This is a genomic window from Nostoc sp. DedQUE08, assembly GCF_034530895.1.
Taxonomy (GTDB): Bacteria; Cyanobacteriota; Cyanobacteriia; order Cyanobacteriales; family Nostocaceae; genus Nostoc.
Window position 1 is genome coordinate 76,551 of sequence record NZ_JAVRCD010000032.1, and the last position, 15,190, is coordinate 91,740.

Here is a 15,190-nt window from a genome sequence, read left to right on the forward strand (position 1 = left end):
CATTAATGGAGTTCAAAGGTGCATTAATGGAGTTCAAAGGTGCATTAATGGAGTTCAAAGGTGCATTAATGGAGTTTAGAGGTGCATTAATGGAGTTTAGAGGTGCATTAATGAAGTTCAGAGGCTCATTAATGGAGTTCAAACGCTCATTAACGAGTATTACAGTTTGGGAATCTTACTTTCTTTCTTCTATATGCTTCCTCAACACGCCGCCTAATTGCTTCTTCTGCAATGCGAATATTCTTTTTAATTGGCGGGTTCAATAATTTGAAGATTCTCGCTGGCAAAAATAAACAGAACTTGAACCCAGAAAAATAAGCCTTAATTTTGCGGTTTCTACAAAGAATGGGTTGTGCTTAAGCGATAATAAATACATTTCTCCACAGAAGCACAGTTTATGATCTGCTGCCTGAATCCAGCTTGCCACAATCCGCCCAATCCTGATGGCACAATGTTCTGCTCAAACTGCGGCGTAGGATTGGTAGTGTTGAGAAACCGCTATCGCCCGATTAAATCATTAGGTGGCGGAGGATTTGGTAAGACTTATTTGGCAGAAGATATAGACAAACTAAATGAGCATTGTGTTATCAAGCAGTTTGCATCGCAAGTCCAGGGAACTGACGCACTAAATAAAGCCACGGAACTATTTGAGCAAGAAGCAAAGCGACTGCAACAGTTAGGAAAACATCTCAAAATTCCCACACTGTTGGCATATTTTGAGCAAGATAATCGCCTGTATTTAGTGCAGGAGTTTATCGACGGGCAGAATTTATTGGCGGAATTACAACAGCAGGGAATTTTCAACGAGCAAAAAGTCAGAGAATTATTGCTTGATTTGTTAGATATTCTCAAAACAGTTCATCAATACAAAGTTATTCACCGCGACATCAAGCCAGAGAATATCATTCGTCGCAGTGATGGGAAGTTGGTGCTGATTGACTTTGGTGCATCCAAGCAACTGACAGCAACGGTGATGACGCAGGTAGGAACAACTATTGGTTCCTTTGGTTATGCGCCACTAGAACAAATGGAAGGAGGTGAAGCTTACCCAGCTAGTGATTTATATAGTATCGGTGCAACCTGCTTTCACCTCTTGAGTGGAATTTACCCTTGGGAACTTTGGAAACGACAAGGTTATGGCTGGGTTGCGAGTTGGAGACAGCATTTACAGCAAAGCGTGAGTCAGAATTTGGGGCGTATGCTAGATAAATTGTTGCAAGAAGAATTTCAGCAGCGTTATCAGTCAGCCGAGGAAGTTTTACAAGATTTAAATCCCCCGCGATCACCTTCAATACCTTCAACCCAGCCAGTAATTGCAACTCCAGTATCACCGCCACCGTCTACAGTAATTTCTCAGCAGCAAGCATCAACGCTAGTAGCACCAGCAAAGTCACTACTAATATCACAAGGACTGCCACAAAAGCCATCCAGACAAAATACTAATTTCAGAAAAAGATTTCTGGTGGGTGCTGCTATTACCCTAGTTGCAACTCAGTTCTATGGCTACGTTCGTTATCGCTTGTTTCCAACTAGTCCAATATTTTTAGTTGAGAGCTTTCCCAGCAGTTCTTTTCTAGAAAGAACCCTCACAGGTGATTCTAACCCAGTTGATTCCGTCGCCTTCAGCCCAGATGGCAACACCCTTGCCAGTGGTAGTTATGACAAAAGCATCAAACTGTGGAATTTGGCAACCGGAGAGCAAATCCGCACTCTCAGTGGGCATTTTCACACAGTTTATTCCGTCGCCTTCAGCCCAGATGGCAACACCCTTGCCAGTGGTAGTCGTGACACAAGCATCAAACTGTGGAATTTGGCAAACGGAGAGCAAATTCGCACTCTCAGTGGGCATTTTAACTTAGTTCTTTCCGTCGCCTTCAGCCCAGATGGCAACACCCTTGCCAGTGGTAGTTATGACAAAAGCATCAAACTGTGGAATTTGGCAACTGGAGAAGAAATTCACACTCTCAAAGGGCATTTTGGCGCGGTTTATTCCGTCGCCATCAGCCCAGATGGCAAAACCCTTGCTAGTGGTAGTTTTGACAATACCATCAAACTGTGGGATATAACAACGGGAGAGCAAATCCGCACCCTTCCTTCGGAACGCTACGCGAACACTGGGCATTCTGACTGGGTTGTTTCCGTCGTCTTTAGCCCAGATGGCAAAACCCTTGTCAGTTGTAGTGGTGACAACACCATCAAACTGTGGAATCTCGCAAGCGGAGAGCAAATCCGCACTCTCAGTGGGCATTCTGATGGGGTTAATTCCGTCGCCATTAGCCCAGATGGCAAAACCCTTGCTAGTGGTAGTCGAGACAAAACCATCAAACTGTGGAATCTCGCAAGCGGAGAGCAAATTCGCACTCTCAGTGGGCATTCTGAAGAGGTTATTTCCGTCGCCATTAACCCAGATGGCAAAACTCTTGCCAGTGGTAGTGCTGACAACACCATCAAAATTTGGCGGCTAAAGTAGTGGGTGCTGAGTTAGCTGTTTTGAATATTTAGCTTGATACAGAAAAAGTAACCTAAGCTAAAATCAAGATGCTTGGCTCATATTAGCCGCGAGATGGGAGACACATTTGTTACCGAAGTTGGACATGCTCTCAATCGCATTGAACAGTTTTCTCTAAGCATAAACTTATAAAAATAGCTGTAAAATAATTAATTAAATGGTGATAGTTATGCAACACATTACGATTGACGCAGCATCACAACACTTACACGAATTAATCGCAGCAGCAATCAATGGTGAGGAAATTATTATTACCAAAGATGAGCAGCCCGTGGTAAAACTGACTCCGGTGATTCCAGAAAAAAAACGTTCTCCTTTATTTGGTAGCGCTAAAGATTTGATTACAATCTCAGATGACTTTGATGCGCCATTAGAAGAATTCCAGGATTATATGTAATGCAGGTATTGTTAGATACTCATACTTTGATTTGGTTTTTTCAAGGACATCAAAGTTTTAGTGACAAGATGAGACTATTAATAGAAGACCAAAATAACGAAAAGCTCATCAGCATTGCTAGCGTGTGGGAAATCTCAATCAAGCAAAACATTGGTAAGCTAAGTTTTGGTTTGCCAATTAAGACTTTTATCGAGCAACAAATAGCATTAAATGATTTTAATTTACTCAGTATCAATCTTGACAATATTGATGTAATTACTACCTTACCCTTACAACATCGTGACCCCTTTGATAGAATTTTAATTGCCCAAGCAATGGTAGAGAATATTCCAATTATTAGTGCAGATACAGCATTTGATGCTTATTCAATTACAAGACTTTGGTGATATTGACTTTAATCGATCAAAAATAAGTGTGAAAACCGACAGCATATTTTATCGCCTATTTCAAGAATTCCCCAGCATCTTTTTTGAACTAATTGGCAATCCTCCCGAAACTGCCAACACCTATCAATTTGCTTCAGTTGAAATCAAACAAACAGCCTTTAGAATTGATGGTGTATTTCTTCCTATCCAAGATCGAGAAGTGCCGATTTATTTTGTCGAGGTTCAGTTTCAACCAGACACAGAGATTTACTTACGCTTAGTATCAGAAATTTCTTTATACTTACGCCAAAATAGACGCAAAAATCCTTGGCGAGGAGTGGTGATTTATCCCAGCAGAGATATAGATATAGGTGAGAAAGAAGATTTCATAGAATTCTTCCACAGCCAGCGTATCAGTAGAATTTACTTAGATGAATTAGGCTCAACTGCATCCTTACCAATAGGCATTGCTACGATAAAATTAGTAATTGAAGACGAAGATACAGCCATTAGCACCGCCAGGGAATTAATCAACCGCACCCAGCAAGCAGTAAATTTGCAACTGCCAAGACTCCTAAATGGAGTTTAAAGGCTCATTAACGAGTATCAAAGGCTCATTAATGGAGTTCCAAGACTCATTAATGAAGTTCAAAGGCTCATTAATGGAGTTCCAAGACTCATTAATGAGTATCAAAGACTCATTAATGGAGTCCAAAGGTTCATTAATGAGTATCAAAGACTCATTAATGGAGTCCAAAGCCTGATTAATGAGTATCAAAGACTCAAGAACCAGATACAGCCTTAGTTGGTCTACCTTTGATAGCTTTAAAGCGTTCACCCAACTGTTCAGCGACAGTTTTTAAACCTGGAGTCTTTTTTGATGCAGTCTTGACGTAATCATAAACAGTCAAACTGCTAGTCATAGCTTCACTACCGACAGCCATTAGGGTATCATCTACCTGTTCGGTGAGTTGCTGCATGGAGATTAAAAGTTCGGTAAGCGCAGCAGCTAATTGATAATCTTGAACCAGTTCCTCAACGTCAAAAGTAGCTGGAAGAATTTCGCGGTTAGACTGAGCAGCAGTAATGCTATTGTTCACAAAAGCTAGGCTTTTATCGCCCATTTTTACTAACTTACGCCGTTCTTCAGTGCTGAGAGTAATCAGAAACGGCATCTTTCTTTGGACTGTCTGTAGCGCGGCTTTAATTTCTTGGATATCTTGTGGCGAAAGGGTGGCTGCAATATTTTGATAGGCCATCGTATATCTACCTTCGGAGTTCTAATGGTGAAGTAGCAATAGTTGCTAAGTATAGAATTCCCATTGGTGGATGCGATCGCACATGATAACCTATTTATTTATCTGTTTTAGTGCCGATGCTGATGGATACTGACCAGATGCAATCAAAGCTTGTCGTTCTATAATCCTTTCATCGCCGTTAAAATCTAGAATACGTGCGGTGACTTCACCGATGTCTGTTTGATGCTGAATTACAGCCTCATTTAGCCGAAAATGCTCGCCCCAAAAGTCTCTGCGTGGGTTAAAGAACCGCACAAGTTCGCCAGTTTGCCAATTAATTGAGCCTAAATCCGTGCCTTTTTGCAGGTTACAGAAAATACAGGCATAACAGAGATTATCTGCTGTTGTAGCGCCGCCGTGTTTAATGTCGATTATATGGTCAACTTGAAAGCCTAAGCCGTCTAATTCTGGATATAAACAATACTCGCATAGATGGGCGGCGCGATCGGCAACTAAACGCCGCAGTTCTGCATTAATATATAGACGAGACACTTTGAATACTCACTTAGGGTTAATGTACTGATGAGCTTTTGCTTTTGCCAACCTCATAATATGCTCTAGCGTGAGGAAATGATCTAACTCTCGCTGGTCACTTCCAGTAAGACCTTCAGTTTTTGCCCGATAAACTAAATCCTCTAAACGGTCTTTGGCTGCATCCGAGAGTTTGAAATCGATAACACTTTGGGGAGTGGTGCCAGCAGCAATAAACTCTATAATTTCGTCGTAGACTTTGGTGGTATTTACAGATGTAGTCATGAGATTATCTCTTTTTATTTAATTTTACTGATTTACAATGCTACTTTTAACGACTTTCCTAGCGTTTTAGGCTCTGGTAGAGTTTCACCGTCAGTCAAAGATGATTCAATCAGCATCTCTAAAACTTATTGAGCATTTTTCAAAGCGTCTTCGTAAGTCTCTCCGTGAGTGCAAGGCTGCATTATATGCGTAAACTCAGGTAGCAAAACTACATAACATTGGTCTTCTTCTGACCATTGAATCACGATTGTATATTTCATCTTTCTGAAACAGAATTACGAATTGTTCTCCAGTTTTTTACCTGACCTTCAGCAATATCTTTTTTACCTCTTTCAAAGGATTCAATAAATCCAGGGATATCAAGCAATTCTTGGGTAGCATCTTCACTCTCCTTATCTGCTAGATATGCTAAAAAATCAGCAACCAGTTGTAAGCGTTCTGAAGATAATACATCTAAATATTGGTTGATTTGCTGACGAACTTCTGTGTTACTCATATTTTTGCAACTCTTCTACTTCTCTAATTGTGCCAACTTCTTCTGAGCAAATTCCCGCACTTGCTCATCTGGGTCATTTTGTGCGCGATCGCGCAACAGTGGTAAAGTCTGGTCATGCTGAGTAAATTGCTTGATAATTGCTTCAAGTGCGGTTTGTCGGGGATTGCTTACAGACAATGCTATACGTTCAAAAGGGTCAAGAATAGCACAATCATGCAAAAACTCAAATAAATCAGGATCATCTTTCCATTCTTTAGATAACTGTTCCAGTGCTGCTCGTCGAACATTAATCCATTCATCAAACTTAGCTTGAGCTTTGATAAAAGGTAAAGTGCCTGGATCATATTTCCAATATTTAATAATCTCATCCATTGCTGCTTGTCGCACAAGCCAACTAATATCAGACTGCGCGCGATTTTTTAGCCAAGATAAAGTTTCATGACTGTCTTGAAAGCCTTTTACTACCTTTTCTAAAAAACTTTTTCGACTATCTGGGTGATGCATATCTTCAGCGCAGATTTTAAGGGCTTCTAAATCATGACTCCAACCCTTAGCTAATTCCTGTAATGCTGCTTGTTGGGTATCATAACCTTCTTTAGCACAAGTTTTAAGCCAGGATAACGTATCTGGATCATCTCTCCAAGTAGTTGCAATAGATGAAATTGCTTTTGGAATCACATCATAAAATATTATTCTTTTTTCTATATCATCATCTAGATAGTCTTCCACGTCATCATCTAGATAGTCTGCCTTATCAATTACCTCTTTTATTTGATAATCTTTATTAAGTAAGTCTTTTAATTTAACTAGTAACTGACTAGCTGTTAATGTAATAGCAGTCCTATTTCTCACCTCCGCAAGGCATTTAGCCGCCAAAAAGAGATTGACGAAGTTTTCCTCTTCGCCATCTTGCAGTATTAAATAATCAAGAATCTCGCCAACAAATTTAGGCTCAATCATTCCCGCAATTAGCAGCAGGACTTCATGCCAACTTTCATCTTGCCAGTGTTTGCCAAAAACTTCATCTTTAAGTTTATCAATAGTCAGTGTTTGCGTTTCTTTAAACTGCCAGACAAACTCCCAAGCACAGAAGTATTCTAAAAACGTCCGATGCACAAAAGCATAATAATCCGCACCCAAGAAACATAACATAAAGTTGCGAGTCCGCAGTTGATTAATCATCACCTTTGCAACTTCTCTGGGTTTATCAAATTCTATAGTTTTGAGATAAGCAGTCAGAACTTTTACTAAATCATTTTCATTAATCAAATTACCTGCCAAACCTTTATCACTAGTTTGCATAAGATAAGCAACCTGACGCAGCATCGCTTGCTTATCTTTATAATCAATTGTCTTGGGATCTAACCTCTGATCTTCTATCAAAGCGCGTTCCACATCCCATTGATGCAGCAGTACCCGCGATGCTTGATTATAAAGCTCGGCTCTATCTCTTGGTAGCTCTTGATTCCGATTAAGAATTGCCATCATCGTCAACAGCAGAGGATTTCCCGCCAGTTCTGCAATAGATTTGGAAGCTGCAATCCCTCTTTGTAGCCGTTCCCGTTTTCTGACTTTATCTACAGCATCGGTAAAAGTTAACTCATGCCAACGGTAGATAAAATCCTGAATTTGTTCTGAGTCTAAATCTTGTAAGATAAAGTGGCGAAACTCAGCATTAAGCAATCGTTGCGGTTTATAGCCAATAATCCGAGAAGTGACAATTACCTGCACATCAGGATACTCATTAGTAAAGCGATGAATATCAGTAATTACATCCTCTCGCTTACCAGGGTCAAATACCTCATCCAAACCATCAAACATCACTAAGGCATTACCAGCTTTTAATTGTTTATCTAGTTCAAGCTGATTGAGATGATGAACAGCACCACTACATTGATGAAAAAATTCTAGAAAATTATTGCACTCTTTATCTTCCCGTCGCCGCATATAAGTGCGTAATTCAATGAGCAAGGGAATTGGTAAAGATATAACATTATCCAGTGGTGACTCAGCCCAAGTCAAAGCCAGAAATTGCAACAATGTAGACTTACCTGAACCAGGATCGCCCAAAATCACAATATATTTATAATCTTGCTTTTTATTGACAACATCCAAAACTGAACGGATCGGCTGTTCAAAATAAACCCGTTTGTGGCGTTCTAATTCTTCTAATTCAACTGCTTCTACTTGGTCACTTTTTCGCAGCCGTCTCAGATGTTCTTTAGGCAGTTCGTGAACTTGTGGTAAAACTTGATGAGTTTCTCGGACATTTTGAGCAGTAAAAATCCGCCATAATTTAAGTTCGTTATAGGCATAGCCGCTAGTATCTAAGCTATCTAACTTGAGATTGCCATAGCGTTCGCGGATTCCTTCTTGATATTTCACTAAATTAAAATCTACAATAACACCAGCAATTTCTTTGGTATTTATTTCAATATCAGATAACTTTTGTAATTCTAGGATATGGTGTAATTCTGTTGAATCTAAAAGAAGTTCTTGGACTTGTGTTAAATACTGTTCTGTAATTGATTGCCAGTTAAACTTAGATGGCAGAGGTTTTAATTGCAGCCTGTTCCAACTATCTTCTAGGGTTTTAGCGTCTAGAAATTCACAATTAATATCAAAACCCTTACCAAGAATTTCTGTAACTGACTTATCGCTGATAAATTTCTGGATGTCTGTGGTGTACTCTTTAATCTCAGTTTCACCAAGTTTGCAACGAACTTTTAGCTGCTGCTGCATCAGTTGCAAAAATTCCTTTAACGCTTTCCCAGCAGCAATTTCTATGTCTTCCTTCTTAAGTTTCTGGAAAATCTTGCCAGGGATGCCTTTTAATAAATCTTTAGCCCAATCTTTAGCAGCATCCTTGGCTAAGTCTTCCAGAATGGGTTTAAAAATCAACCCGGCGGCCTGAGTTACACCCCACATAGCTAACCAGTCCAGCATAATACTCGCTTCTGTTGAGATTTTGATTACGAGTATATCCACTAGCTGGAGTAATGTTTCCAGATTTCAGGGTTCTTGCAGAAATATCACAGGTATCTGAAGAACCTCTCTCCTTTTAGGCTACGGTGTACACACAAGTCAAATTACCCCCCTTAATCCCCCCTTATAAAGGGGGGAAACAGGAATCTAGTTCCCTCCCCTTTACAAGGGGAGGGTTAGGGTGGGGTAAAAACCAGATTCGTAAACTACCTCGCTACAACCATGAGCCGCCGCTAGTTATACCAAGGGATACGTGCAATCAATTACCACTATTTGAGAAAAACCAAGTCCTCAGCCTTGGGTTCGTCAAACACAAGCTTGGCTTTTTGACTGGAAAGGAAGGCTGTTAAGACGCTCTGCATAATAATTTCAAGGCTAAGTAGCTTGAGAAATATTTTAGTTGACAAGAGCGATCGCTCTGCCTTTTTTATCGGTTCACCCATTTTTTGATAAGTTAGAAAATATAGCAGTAGATAAAGATATTTTAAATATTTCCAAAAAATAATACCTCTGAGTTAGTTTTGTTCAGACTCTCGGTAAAATCGGCTAGCCGAGAATTATATGTAACACAGATCGCTATTAAGCTAGAGGGAAGTTCAAAATGGTTGCATTTACTTTAAAACCAACACAGATACTTGGACGCATACTATCTGCATCGCTAATTAGTTTGATGTCCTTAGAGGTTCTTAACACCGCAGCGATCGGTCAACCGCCCCCTGCGTCTGTTGAAACCAAGCTGAAAGTGCCTAGTACAATGACCTCTTGGCCCTTTAATACTACCCGTTACTTGAAAGTGCCGCCCAAATTCTCTATCTCTGTTTATGCTCGCATTAACAAAGCTCGCTTTATGGCAGTTGCTCCCAATGGGGATCTTCTAGTATCACAGCCCAGTTCTGGTAAAGTGTTAATTGTCCGGCCAAATGGCAGCAAAGACCCAATTATTTCTGACTTCGTGACGGGTCTACGCAAACCACACGACATTGTGTTTCATAAGATTGACAACACCACATACATTTATATCTCTGAGACTCATCAAATTAACCGCTTCATTTACAACTCTGGAGATAAAGTAGCGAAAAATCGTCAAATCGTTGTAACTGGCTTACCAGACAGCAGCACGCGGGAACTCAAAGGCGCTTATGGTCACGAACTGAAAAATATCGCACTTGATGCCAACCACAAACTGTACGTGTCGATCGCCTCTACATGCAATGCCTGTAAGGAAGATACTGTGAGTAATCCAAAGCGTGGTGCAATTTACCAGTACAACGCTAATGGAACCAATCAGCGACTTTTTGCTCAAGGTTTACGTAACGCTGAAGGGTTAGCATTCTTACCTGGCACAAACGATCTTTGGGTAGTCGTTAATAATCGAGATAACATCGCCTATCCTTTCAACGATAGCAGTGGCAATTACGGTAAGATTATCCCCTCCTACGTAGACAACCACCCACCAGAGGAGTTCACGAAAGTTCGAGATGGCGGTAACTACGGTTGGCCATTCTGCAATCCCAATCCTTATACCCCAAATGGCCTTGACAATATGCCATTTGACCGCGACTATCAGTTCAATGCTAATGGAAGTGTTAATTGCAATACACTGGACAGGATTAGCAAAGGTATCCAAGCCCATTCCGCTCCCTTGGGACTAACATTCTTACAAAATACCAACTTTCCCAGCCTATACTCAAATGGGGTAGTGGCAGGGCTGCATGGTTCATGGAATCGGCAGAAGAAAACGGGCTACAAAATAATTTACTTTCCCTGGAACAGTACAACAAAAACCCCAGGACAAGAGATAGATTTAGTCACCGGTTGGGTAGTTCCAGCAACGCAAGAAACCTGGGGGCGACCCGTGGATATGGTAGTAGACCAACAAGGTAATTTGTTAATTTCGGATGACTATAGCGGCGCTATCTATAAGCTTTCCTACACGCCGTGATAACTGATTAAGGTCTACAAAGACCCTAATGGCGGAATTTCCTAGTCTTTTCTTACGACTCCAGGAGTATACAAAGGCAACCGAGATAACTTAAATGTTGTTGGTAATAACTGCGATGTCTACGACGGGCTGCACTAAGGTAATTTTTCCCACTGCACGGCCCGTTTCGCTATAAGCATGAGCCGCTCCTAGTTCTTGTAAGGGATATGTGCGATCGATTACCACACGAATTTTACCCGCTTCAATCAAGTCTTTCAAATAAATCAAATCTTGAGTGTTGGGTTTTTGCAAAATAAATTTGGCTTTTTGACCGGGAAGAAACGCTGTTAAGACTCTCTCTAAAAAGACTTCGGGGCTGGGTAGTGTGGTGATATAAATTCCATTGGGTTTGAGGACTCTTTTAGTTTGAGAGAGCGATCGCTTGCTAGATAACTGTTAGCGGCGCAAAAGGCAGAATACAAAATTGCAGTTGAGATTAAAAGTTTTAGCGGCAGATCGGATGTTGATGATTTAGAAAAAGCGTTAGGCCAGTATATTTTATATCAGGATATCTTAATTGAGTTGGAGCCAGAGCGAATGTTATATCTTGCAGTGCCTAACAGAGTTTTTGATGATTTGTTTGAAGAACCCATTGGCAAGCTTTTATTAAGAAATCATCGTTTAAAACTGATTACATTCGATCCAAAACAGGAGGTCATCAAACAATGGATCGTACCCAATTAGACCACTATCGCCAGGTGATTGAAACTATCCTCAGTGAATATGCTTCACTGAGTTATTCCTATGCGGATATTCAATCAGAAGTGGTGTTCGATCGAAACCGCGATCGCTATTTATGGATGGATCTAGGTTGGAATGGCGATCGCCGCATTCATGGCTGTCTGGTTCATATTGACCTGATTGATGGCAAAATCTGGATTCAACGGGATGGCACTGAAGAAGGCATTGCCGCCGATTTAGAACGGGCTGGAATTCCTAAAGAACACATCGTCCTTGGCTTTCGTCCACCGGAGTTAAGACCCTACACAGGCTATGCAGTTGCTTAAGGTGCGTAGGCGCAGCCCGTCGTAGATATCGCTTTTTACAAGATAATAAAGAACATTCTCTTTATTCTTCATTCTTCGGTGGTAAATACAACACCTTCATACAGCAATTCAATTGGACATTCAAACTCAATGCTCGATAGAGTGACCATATCTCCAGCTGTGTAGGGATAGTAAAGCCACATCCTACCCTCACCCCGACAGTAACGTTCGACAGAGATTTGTTCCGAATCAATCAAGATATATTCTTGCAAACTGGGGATTGTCAAATAGTAAGTAAATTTTTCACCCCGATCTTTAGCGCTTGTACCTGGGGAAAGAACTTCGACAATCAGCTTGGGATGTTGAATAAATTTGCGGGCATTGAGGTCTTCAGGGTCGCAACTGACAATAACATCAGGATAATAGTAGCGACTCTGGGGAGTGAGTTGCATTTTCACGTCTAACACATTCACTCGACAACCCCTGGAACGCAAATGGGAGTACAAAGGTCTGTAGAGATTGAGTGCAATGTCGTTATGGGGAATTGTACCGCCTGTCATAGCAAACACTTCGCCATTTGCATATTCGTAGCGAACATCTTGCTGAGGTTCCCATTCGAGATATTCCTCAACGGTCATTTTTGACGATTCTTGAGGGATGGCTATCATAACTAAGATTTTTTCACGTTTGGTTTGATTGTAGCTTTTAAACCTCTGTCTAAATTTCTCTCCTAAAAGGAGAGAGACTTTAAAATTTTCCCCTTAGAGCGTCGGGAAGGGGGTTAGGGGGTGAGGTTTTTGCTAAGGTTTGTAATGAGCAATTCAGAAAAATCATTGTGATCGCTCAATCATGTTAGATTATAGTTTGTTGTTTCTCTCAAACACAAAACCTGAGAGTTTCCTGCCCATCTCCTCATTGTGGGAATGAAAAAAAGGAGTTAAAAGTTAAGTTTTTTGAAAATTATGTGCAGCAACACACTTATTTGCAACAGCTTATATGGCTTACCAGACAAGACTTAGAACCACAATTGAATATGATTGTCAAAGCAAAAATTAAAAAAATATGAATTGCATTTTTACCCTCAAAAAAATGATATGTTAGATACAGAATTGAATTTCGCACGTTTCTGGAGTAGAACGATATAGACTACTCCAGTTTTTCACCCTCAAACCCTTGTCATTTATTGCTTTTGACGAAAGTGGAGGGAAATCTGAGTACACATTTAAATAACCCAAACCTAGTTTCAAGTTAGTTAAAGTTATTGCTGGGATTGGGTTTTAGCTGAGTACAAAGAAATCCTGAACCCCCATCTATAAACACTAGAACCCCAACCAAAAAATACTAGAACCCCTACCTAAAAAAAACTTTTTTAATTCTTGTAATCCTTGAAGAATTAGAGTTTTTAGTATTTGAGTACAAAAGTAATAAATCCAATAAATTCTATCCTAGAGAGACGCAACATCTGGCTGGGAGACGGCTGCTATAAATCTTATATCGCCAATCACCTAACGCTCTGAAACAAAACAAAGCGGAAAGTGAGTGGAGGGATGACATAGCACCATGCCTGAAGTGAAGAGAAGTCGCGGCTGTAAGCACAAATTCTACCCAAGAACCGAACGTTGACACACACCAGCCGAACATCAGATATCTATCGCCTGCCTGACTTGAAAACAAGTCGCCCTCACCCAAGGGTTTGCAGGCAGTGTGGAAGACGCGACTTCAATTCTGGGCATGAAAGAGTAGCAACAGCATCTCCCACAGTGGCAGCCAAGTCCACCGACCTTTTGCGAAACTCAATGACATCACCGTCTACACGACTCCTCAACTCCAACGCTACGGAATCGCCAACCCAAGCAAAATCAGGTGGTTGCGGCTGTGACAGCACCACCAGCACCACCGTGGAAAGGGACGAAAAGCTCCAAGAACGCATTGCTAAACATCCCTGCTACAGCGAAGACGCTCATCACCACTACGCGCGGATGCACGTTGCAGTTGCACCAGCTTGCAACATTCAATGCAACTATTGCAACCGCAAATATGATTGCGCTAACGAAAGCCGTCCTGGAGTAGTTAGCGAATTGCTAACACCAGAAGAAGCTTCACACAAAGCTTTGGTCATTGGTGGTAAGATTCCTCAAATGACAGTTGTGGGAATTGCCGGCCCTGGCGACCCATTGGCGAACCCAGAAAAAACCTTCCGCACATTTGAGTTGATTGCAGCACAAGCACCAGATATCAAGCTGTGCTTATCAACCAATGGTTTAATGCTGCCTGATTACATCGATCGCATTAAACAATTAAATATAGATCACGTTACGATCACCATTAACATGGTAGATCCAGAGATCGGTGCATTGATTTATCCTTGGGTTCACTACAAACGCAAGCGTTATAGAGGTCTTGAAGGTGCAAAAATCCTCCACGAAAGACAGATGGAAGGATTGCAAGCTTTGAAAGATGCTGATATCTTGTGCAAAGTCAACTCCGTAATGATTCCCGGAATTAATGACCATCACTTAGTCGAAGTGAATCGAGTCATTCGTGAGAAAGGTGCATTCTTGCACAACATCATGCCATTGATTTCTGCACCAGAACATGGCACACACTTCGGTTTAACCGGTCAACGCGGCCCTACACCCAAAGAACTCAAAGAAGTTCAAGACAATTGCTCAGGTAACATGAAAATGATGCGTCACTGTCGCCAGTGTCGTGCCGATGCAGTCGGATTATTGGGAGAAGACCGCAGTCAGGAGTTTTCCAAAGAGAAATTCTTGGAAATGGCTCCCGAATATGACATGGAACAACGCGCTACTGTTCACGAAGGAATTGAGAAGTTCAAAGAAGAACTTAAAGTAGCCAAAGATAAGGCGCTAGCTGGTAAGAAAGTTGCCAATAGTCCGAAAGTTTTAGTTGCAGTAGCAACCAAAGGCGGCGGATTAGTTAACCAACACTTTGGTCATGCGAAAGAATTCCAAATTTACGAAGTGGGTGGAAACGAAGTTCGCTTTGTCGGTCATCGCAAAATTGACCAATACTGCCAAGGTGGATACGGCGAAGAAGCTTCTTTTGAGCATATTATGAAAGCGATCGCAGATTGCAAAGCAGTTTTAGTTTCCAAGATTGGTAACTGTCCTCAAGAAAAATTGCAAGAAGCTGGAATCAAGACTATTGAAGCTTACGACGTAATTGAAAAGGTTGCTTTGGAGTTCTACGAGCAATACGTTAAGGAATTAGGGAATAACGAATAGGGCATGGGGCATAGGGCATGGGGCATGGGATAAGAATTATCCTCAATGCCCTCCCCTAAACCCAATCCTCAATGCCCAATGCCCAATGCCCCCATTCATTCCCAAAAAGGAGAATAATATCAAGTTCGGATGATTACTTATAATTAAGCCGATCTGGTTTTTGGCCACC

The 15,190-nt window shown here is 41.1% G+C and carries 14 protein-coding genes and 4 pseudogenes; 9 read left to right on the forward strand and 9 right to left on the reverse strand.

The annotated features are described in order from the left end of the window. The 5 genes and pseudogenes from RMY64_RS21125 to RMY64_RS21145 form a co-directional block, all read left to right on the forward strand. Window positions 1–266: pseudogene (locus tag RMY64_RS21125) on the forward strand (hypothetical protein); the annotation flags it as partial. Between the two features lie 131 nt (window positions 267–397). Then, the gene (locus RMY64_RS21130) at window positions 398–2,470 is read left to right on the forward strand and encodes a serine/threonine-protein kinase (protein WP_322701004.1); all 2,073 of its coding nucleotides are present in this window, start codon (window positions 398–400) and stop codon (window positions 2,468–2,470) included. A 208-nt stretch (window positions 2,471–2,678) separates the two neighbouring features. Next, window positions 2,679–2,906 (forward strand): type II toxin-antitoxin system prevent-host-death family antitoxin, encoded by a 228-nt coding sequence (locus tag RMY64_RS21135; protein WP_322701005.1) that lies wholly within the window; start codon window positions 2,679–2,681, stop codon window positions 2,904–2,906. Next, window positions 2,906–3,292: a type II toxin-antitoxin system VapC family toxin gene (locus tag RMY64_RS21140; RefSeq protein ID WP_322701006.1), complete on the forward strand. Its 387-nt coding sequence runs from the start codon at window positions 2,906–2,908 to the stop codon at window positions 3,290–3,292. Before RMY64_RS21135 ends, RMY64_RS21140 begins: the two co-directional genes overlap by 1 nt. A gap of 28 nt (window positions 3,293–3,320) precedes the next feature. Continuing rightward, window positions 3,321–3,842 (forward strand): annotated as a pseudogene (locus RMY64_RS21145) (Rpn family recombination-promoting nuclease/putative transposase); the annotation flags it as partial. A gap of 211 nt (window positions 3,843–4,053) precedes the next feature. Here RMY64_RS21145 and RMY64_RS21150 read toward each other — a convergent pair. From RMY64_RS21150 to RMY64_RS21180, 7 genes and pseudogenes are all read right to left on the reverse strand, one after another. Further along, window positions 4,054–4,530 (reverse strand): hypothetical protein, encoded by a 477-nt coding sequence (locus RMY64_RS21150; RefSeq protein ID WP_322701007.1) that lies wholly within the window; start codon window positions 4,528–4,530, stop codon window positions 4,054–4,056. A gap of 90 nt (window positions 4,531–4,620) precedes the next feature. Then, window positions 4,621–5,061, reverse strand: coding sequence for an HNH endonuclease signature motif containing protein (locus RMY64_RS21155; RefSeq protein ID WP_322673837.1), 441 nt, complete (start codon window positions 5,059–5,061; stop codon window positions 4,621–4,623). 9 nt (window positions 5,062–5,070) lie between these two features. Further along, complete coding sequence (locus RMY64_RS21160; RefSeq protein ID WP_322673836.1) at window positions 5,071–5,325, reverse strand: hypothetical protein; 255 nt, start codon at window positions 5,323–5,325, stop codon at window positions 5,071–5,073. A gap of 32 nt (window positions 5,326–5,357) precedes the next feature. Then, window positions 5,358–5,585 (reverse strand): annotated as a pseudogene (locus tag RMY64_RS21165) (type II toxin-antitoxin system HicB family antitoxin). Next, on the reverse strand, window positions 5,582–5,821 hold the full coding sequence (locus RMY64_RS21170) for a hypothetical protein (protein WP_322701008.1): 240 nt from the start codon (window positions 5,819–5,821) through the stop codon (window positions 5,582–5,584). The pseudogene RMY64_RS21165 and the gene RMY64_RS21170 overlap by 4 nt, the downstream one beginning before the upstream one ends. A gap of 15 nt (window positions 5,822–5,836) precedes the next feature. Further along, the gene (locus RMY64_RS21175) at window positions 5,837–8,767 is read right to left on the reverse strand and encodes an NACHT domain-containing protein (RefSeq protein ID WP_322701009.1); all 2,931 of its coding nucleotides are present in this window, start codon (window positions 8,765–8,767) and stop codon (window positions 5,837–5,839) included. 308 nt (window positions 8,768–9,075) lie between these two features. Continuing rightward, window positions 9,076–9,249 carry a hypothetical protein gene (locus RMY64_RS21180; protein ID WP_322701010.1) on the reverse strand — a complete coding sequence of 58 codons (174 nt, stop codon included), beginning with the start codon at window positions 9,247–9,249 and terminating at the stop codon, window positions 9,076–9,078. Between the two features lie 158 nt (window positions 9,250–9,407). Here RMY64_RS21180 and RMY64_RS21185 point away from each other — a divergent pair, with 158 nt between their 5' ends. Continuing rightward, window positions 9,408–10,748: a PQQ-dependent sugar dehydrogenase gene (locus tag RMY64_RS21185; RefSeq protein WP_322701011.1), complete on the forward strand. Its 1,341-nt coding sequence runs from the start codon at window positions 9,408–9,410 to the stop codon at window positions 10,746–10,748. A 90-nt stretch (window positions 10,749–10,838) separates the two neighbouring features. On the opposite strand, the pseudogene RMY64_RS21190 reads toward RMY64_RS21185, so the two are convergent. Beyond that, window positions 10,839–11,171 (reverse strand): annotated as a pseudogene (locus tag RMY64_RS21190) (zinc-binding dehydrogenase); the annotation flags it as partial. A gap of 9 nt (window positions 11,172–11,180) precedes the next feature. Between RMY64_RS21190 and RMY64_RS36860 the strand changes: the two are divergent. Further along, window positions 11,181–11,471 carry an element excision factor XisH family protein gene (locus RMY64_RS36860; protein ID WP_409884101.1) on the forward strand — a complete coding sequence of 97 codons (291 nt, stop codon included), beginning with the start codon at window positions 11,181–11,183 and terminating at the stop codon, window positions 11,469–11,471. Beyond that, window positions 11,453–11,794: a XisI protein gene (locus RMY64_RS21195; RefSeq protein WP_322674534.1), complete on the forward strand. Its 342-nt coding sequence runs from the start codon at window positions 11,453–11,455 to the stop codon at window positions 11,792–11,794. The genes RMY64_RS36860 and RMY64_RS21195 overlap by 19 nt, the downstream gene beginning before the upstream one ends. 68 nt (window positions 11,795–11,862) lie before the next feature. Here the strand turns inward: RMY64_RS21195 and RMY64_RS21200 are convergent, their stop codons facing one another. Beyond that, on the reverse strand, window positions 11,863–12,441 hold the full coding sequence (locus RMY64_RS21200; RefSeq protein ID WP_322674535.1) for a Uma2 family endonuclease: 579 nt from the start codon (window positions 12,439–12,441) through the stop codon (window positions 11,863–11,865). 1,128 nt (window positions 12,442–13,569) lie between these two features. Here RMY64_RS21200 and nifB point away from each other — a divergent pair. Continuing rightward, window positions 13,570–15,021: a nitrogenase cofactor biosynthesis protein NifB gene (gene nifB, locus RMY64_RS21205; protein WP_322674583.1), complete on the forward strand. Its 1,452-nt coding sequence runs from the start codon at window positions 13,570–13,572 to the stop codon at window positions 15,019–15,021. The last annotated feature ends 169 nt before the right edge of the window (window positions 15,022–15,190 follow it).

Bases quoted from the DNA above. Each gene is read 5' to 3' on its own strand.
- RMY64_RS21130 (WP_322701004.1), top strand. From the start codon at position 398: ATGATCTGCTGCCTGAATCCAGCTTGCCACAATCCGCCCAATCCTGAT.
- RMY64_RS21135 (WP_322701005.1), top strand. From the start codon at position 2,679: ATGCAACACATTACGATTGACGCAGCATCACAACACTTACACGAATTA.
- RMY64_RS21140 (WP_322701006.1), top strand. From the start codon at position 2,906: ATGCAGGTATTGTTAGATACTCATACTTTGATTTGGTTTTTTCAAGGA.
- RMY64_RS21150 (WP_322701007.1), bottom strand. From the start codon at position 4,530: ATGGCCTATCAAAATATTGCAGCCACCCTTTCGCCACAAGATATCCAA.
- RMY64_RS21160 (WP_322673836.1), bottom strand. From the start codon at position 5,325: ATGACTACATCTGTAAATACCACCAAAGTCTACGACGAAATTATAGAG.
- RMY64_RS21170 (WP_322701008.1), bottom strand. From the start codon at position 5,821: ATGAGTAACACAGAAGTTCGTCAGCAAATCAACCAATATTTAGATGTA.
- RMY64_RS21175 (WP_322701009.1), bottom strand. From the start codon at position 8,767: ATGCTGGACTGGTTAGCTATGTGGGGTGTAACTCAGGCCGCCGGGTTG.
- RMY64_RS21180 (WP_322701010.1), bottom strand. From the start codon at position 9,249: ATGGGTGAACCGATAAAAAAGGCAGAGCGATCGCTCTTGTCAACTAAA.
- RMY64_RS21185 (WP_322701011.1), top strand. From the start codon at position 9,408: ATGGTTGCATTTACTTTAAAACCAACACAGATACTTGGACGCATACTA.
- RMY64_RS21195 (WP_322674534.1), top strand. From the start codon at position 11,453: ATGGATCGTACCCAATTAGACCACTATCGCCAGGTGATTGAAACTATC.
- RMY64_RS21200 (WP_322674535.1), bottom strand. From the start codon at position 12,441: ATGATAGCCATCCCTCAAGAATCGTCAAAAATGACCGTTGAGGAATAT.
- nifB (WP_322674583.1), top strand. From the start codon at position 13,570: ATGACATCACCGTCTACACGACTCCTCAACTCCAACGCTACGGAATCG.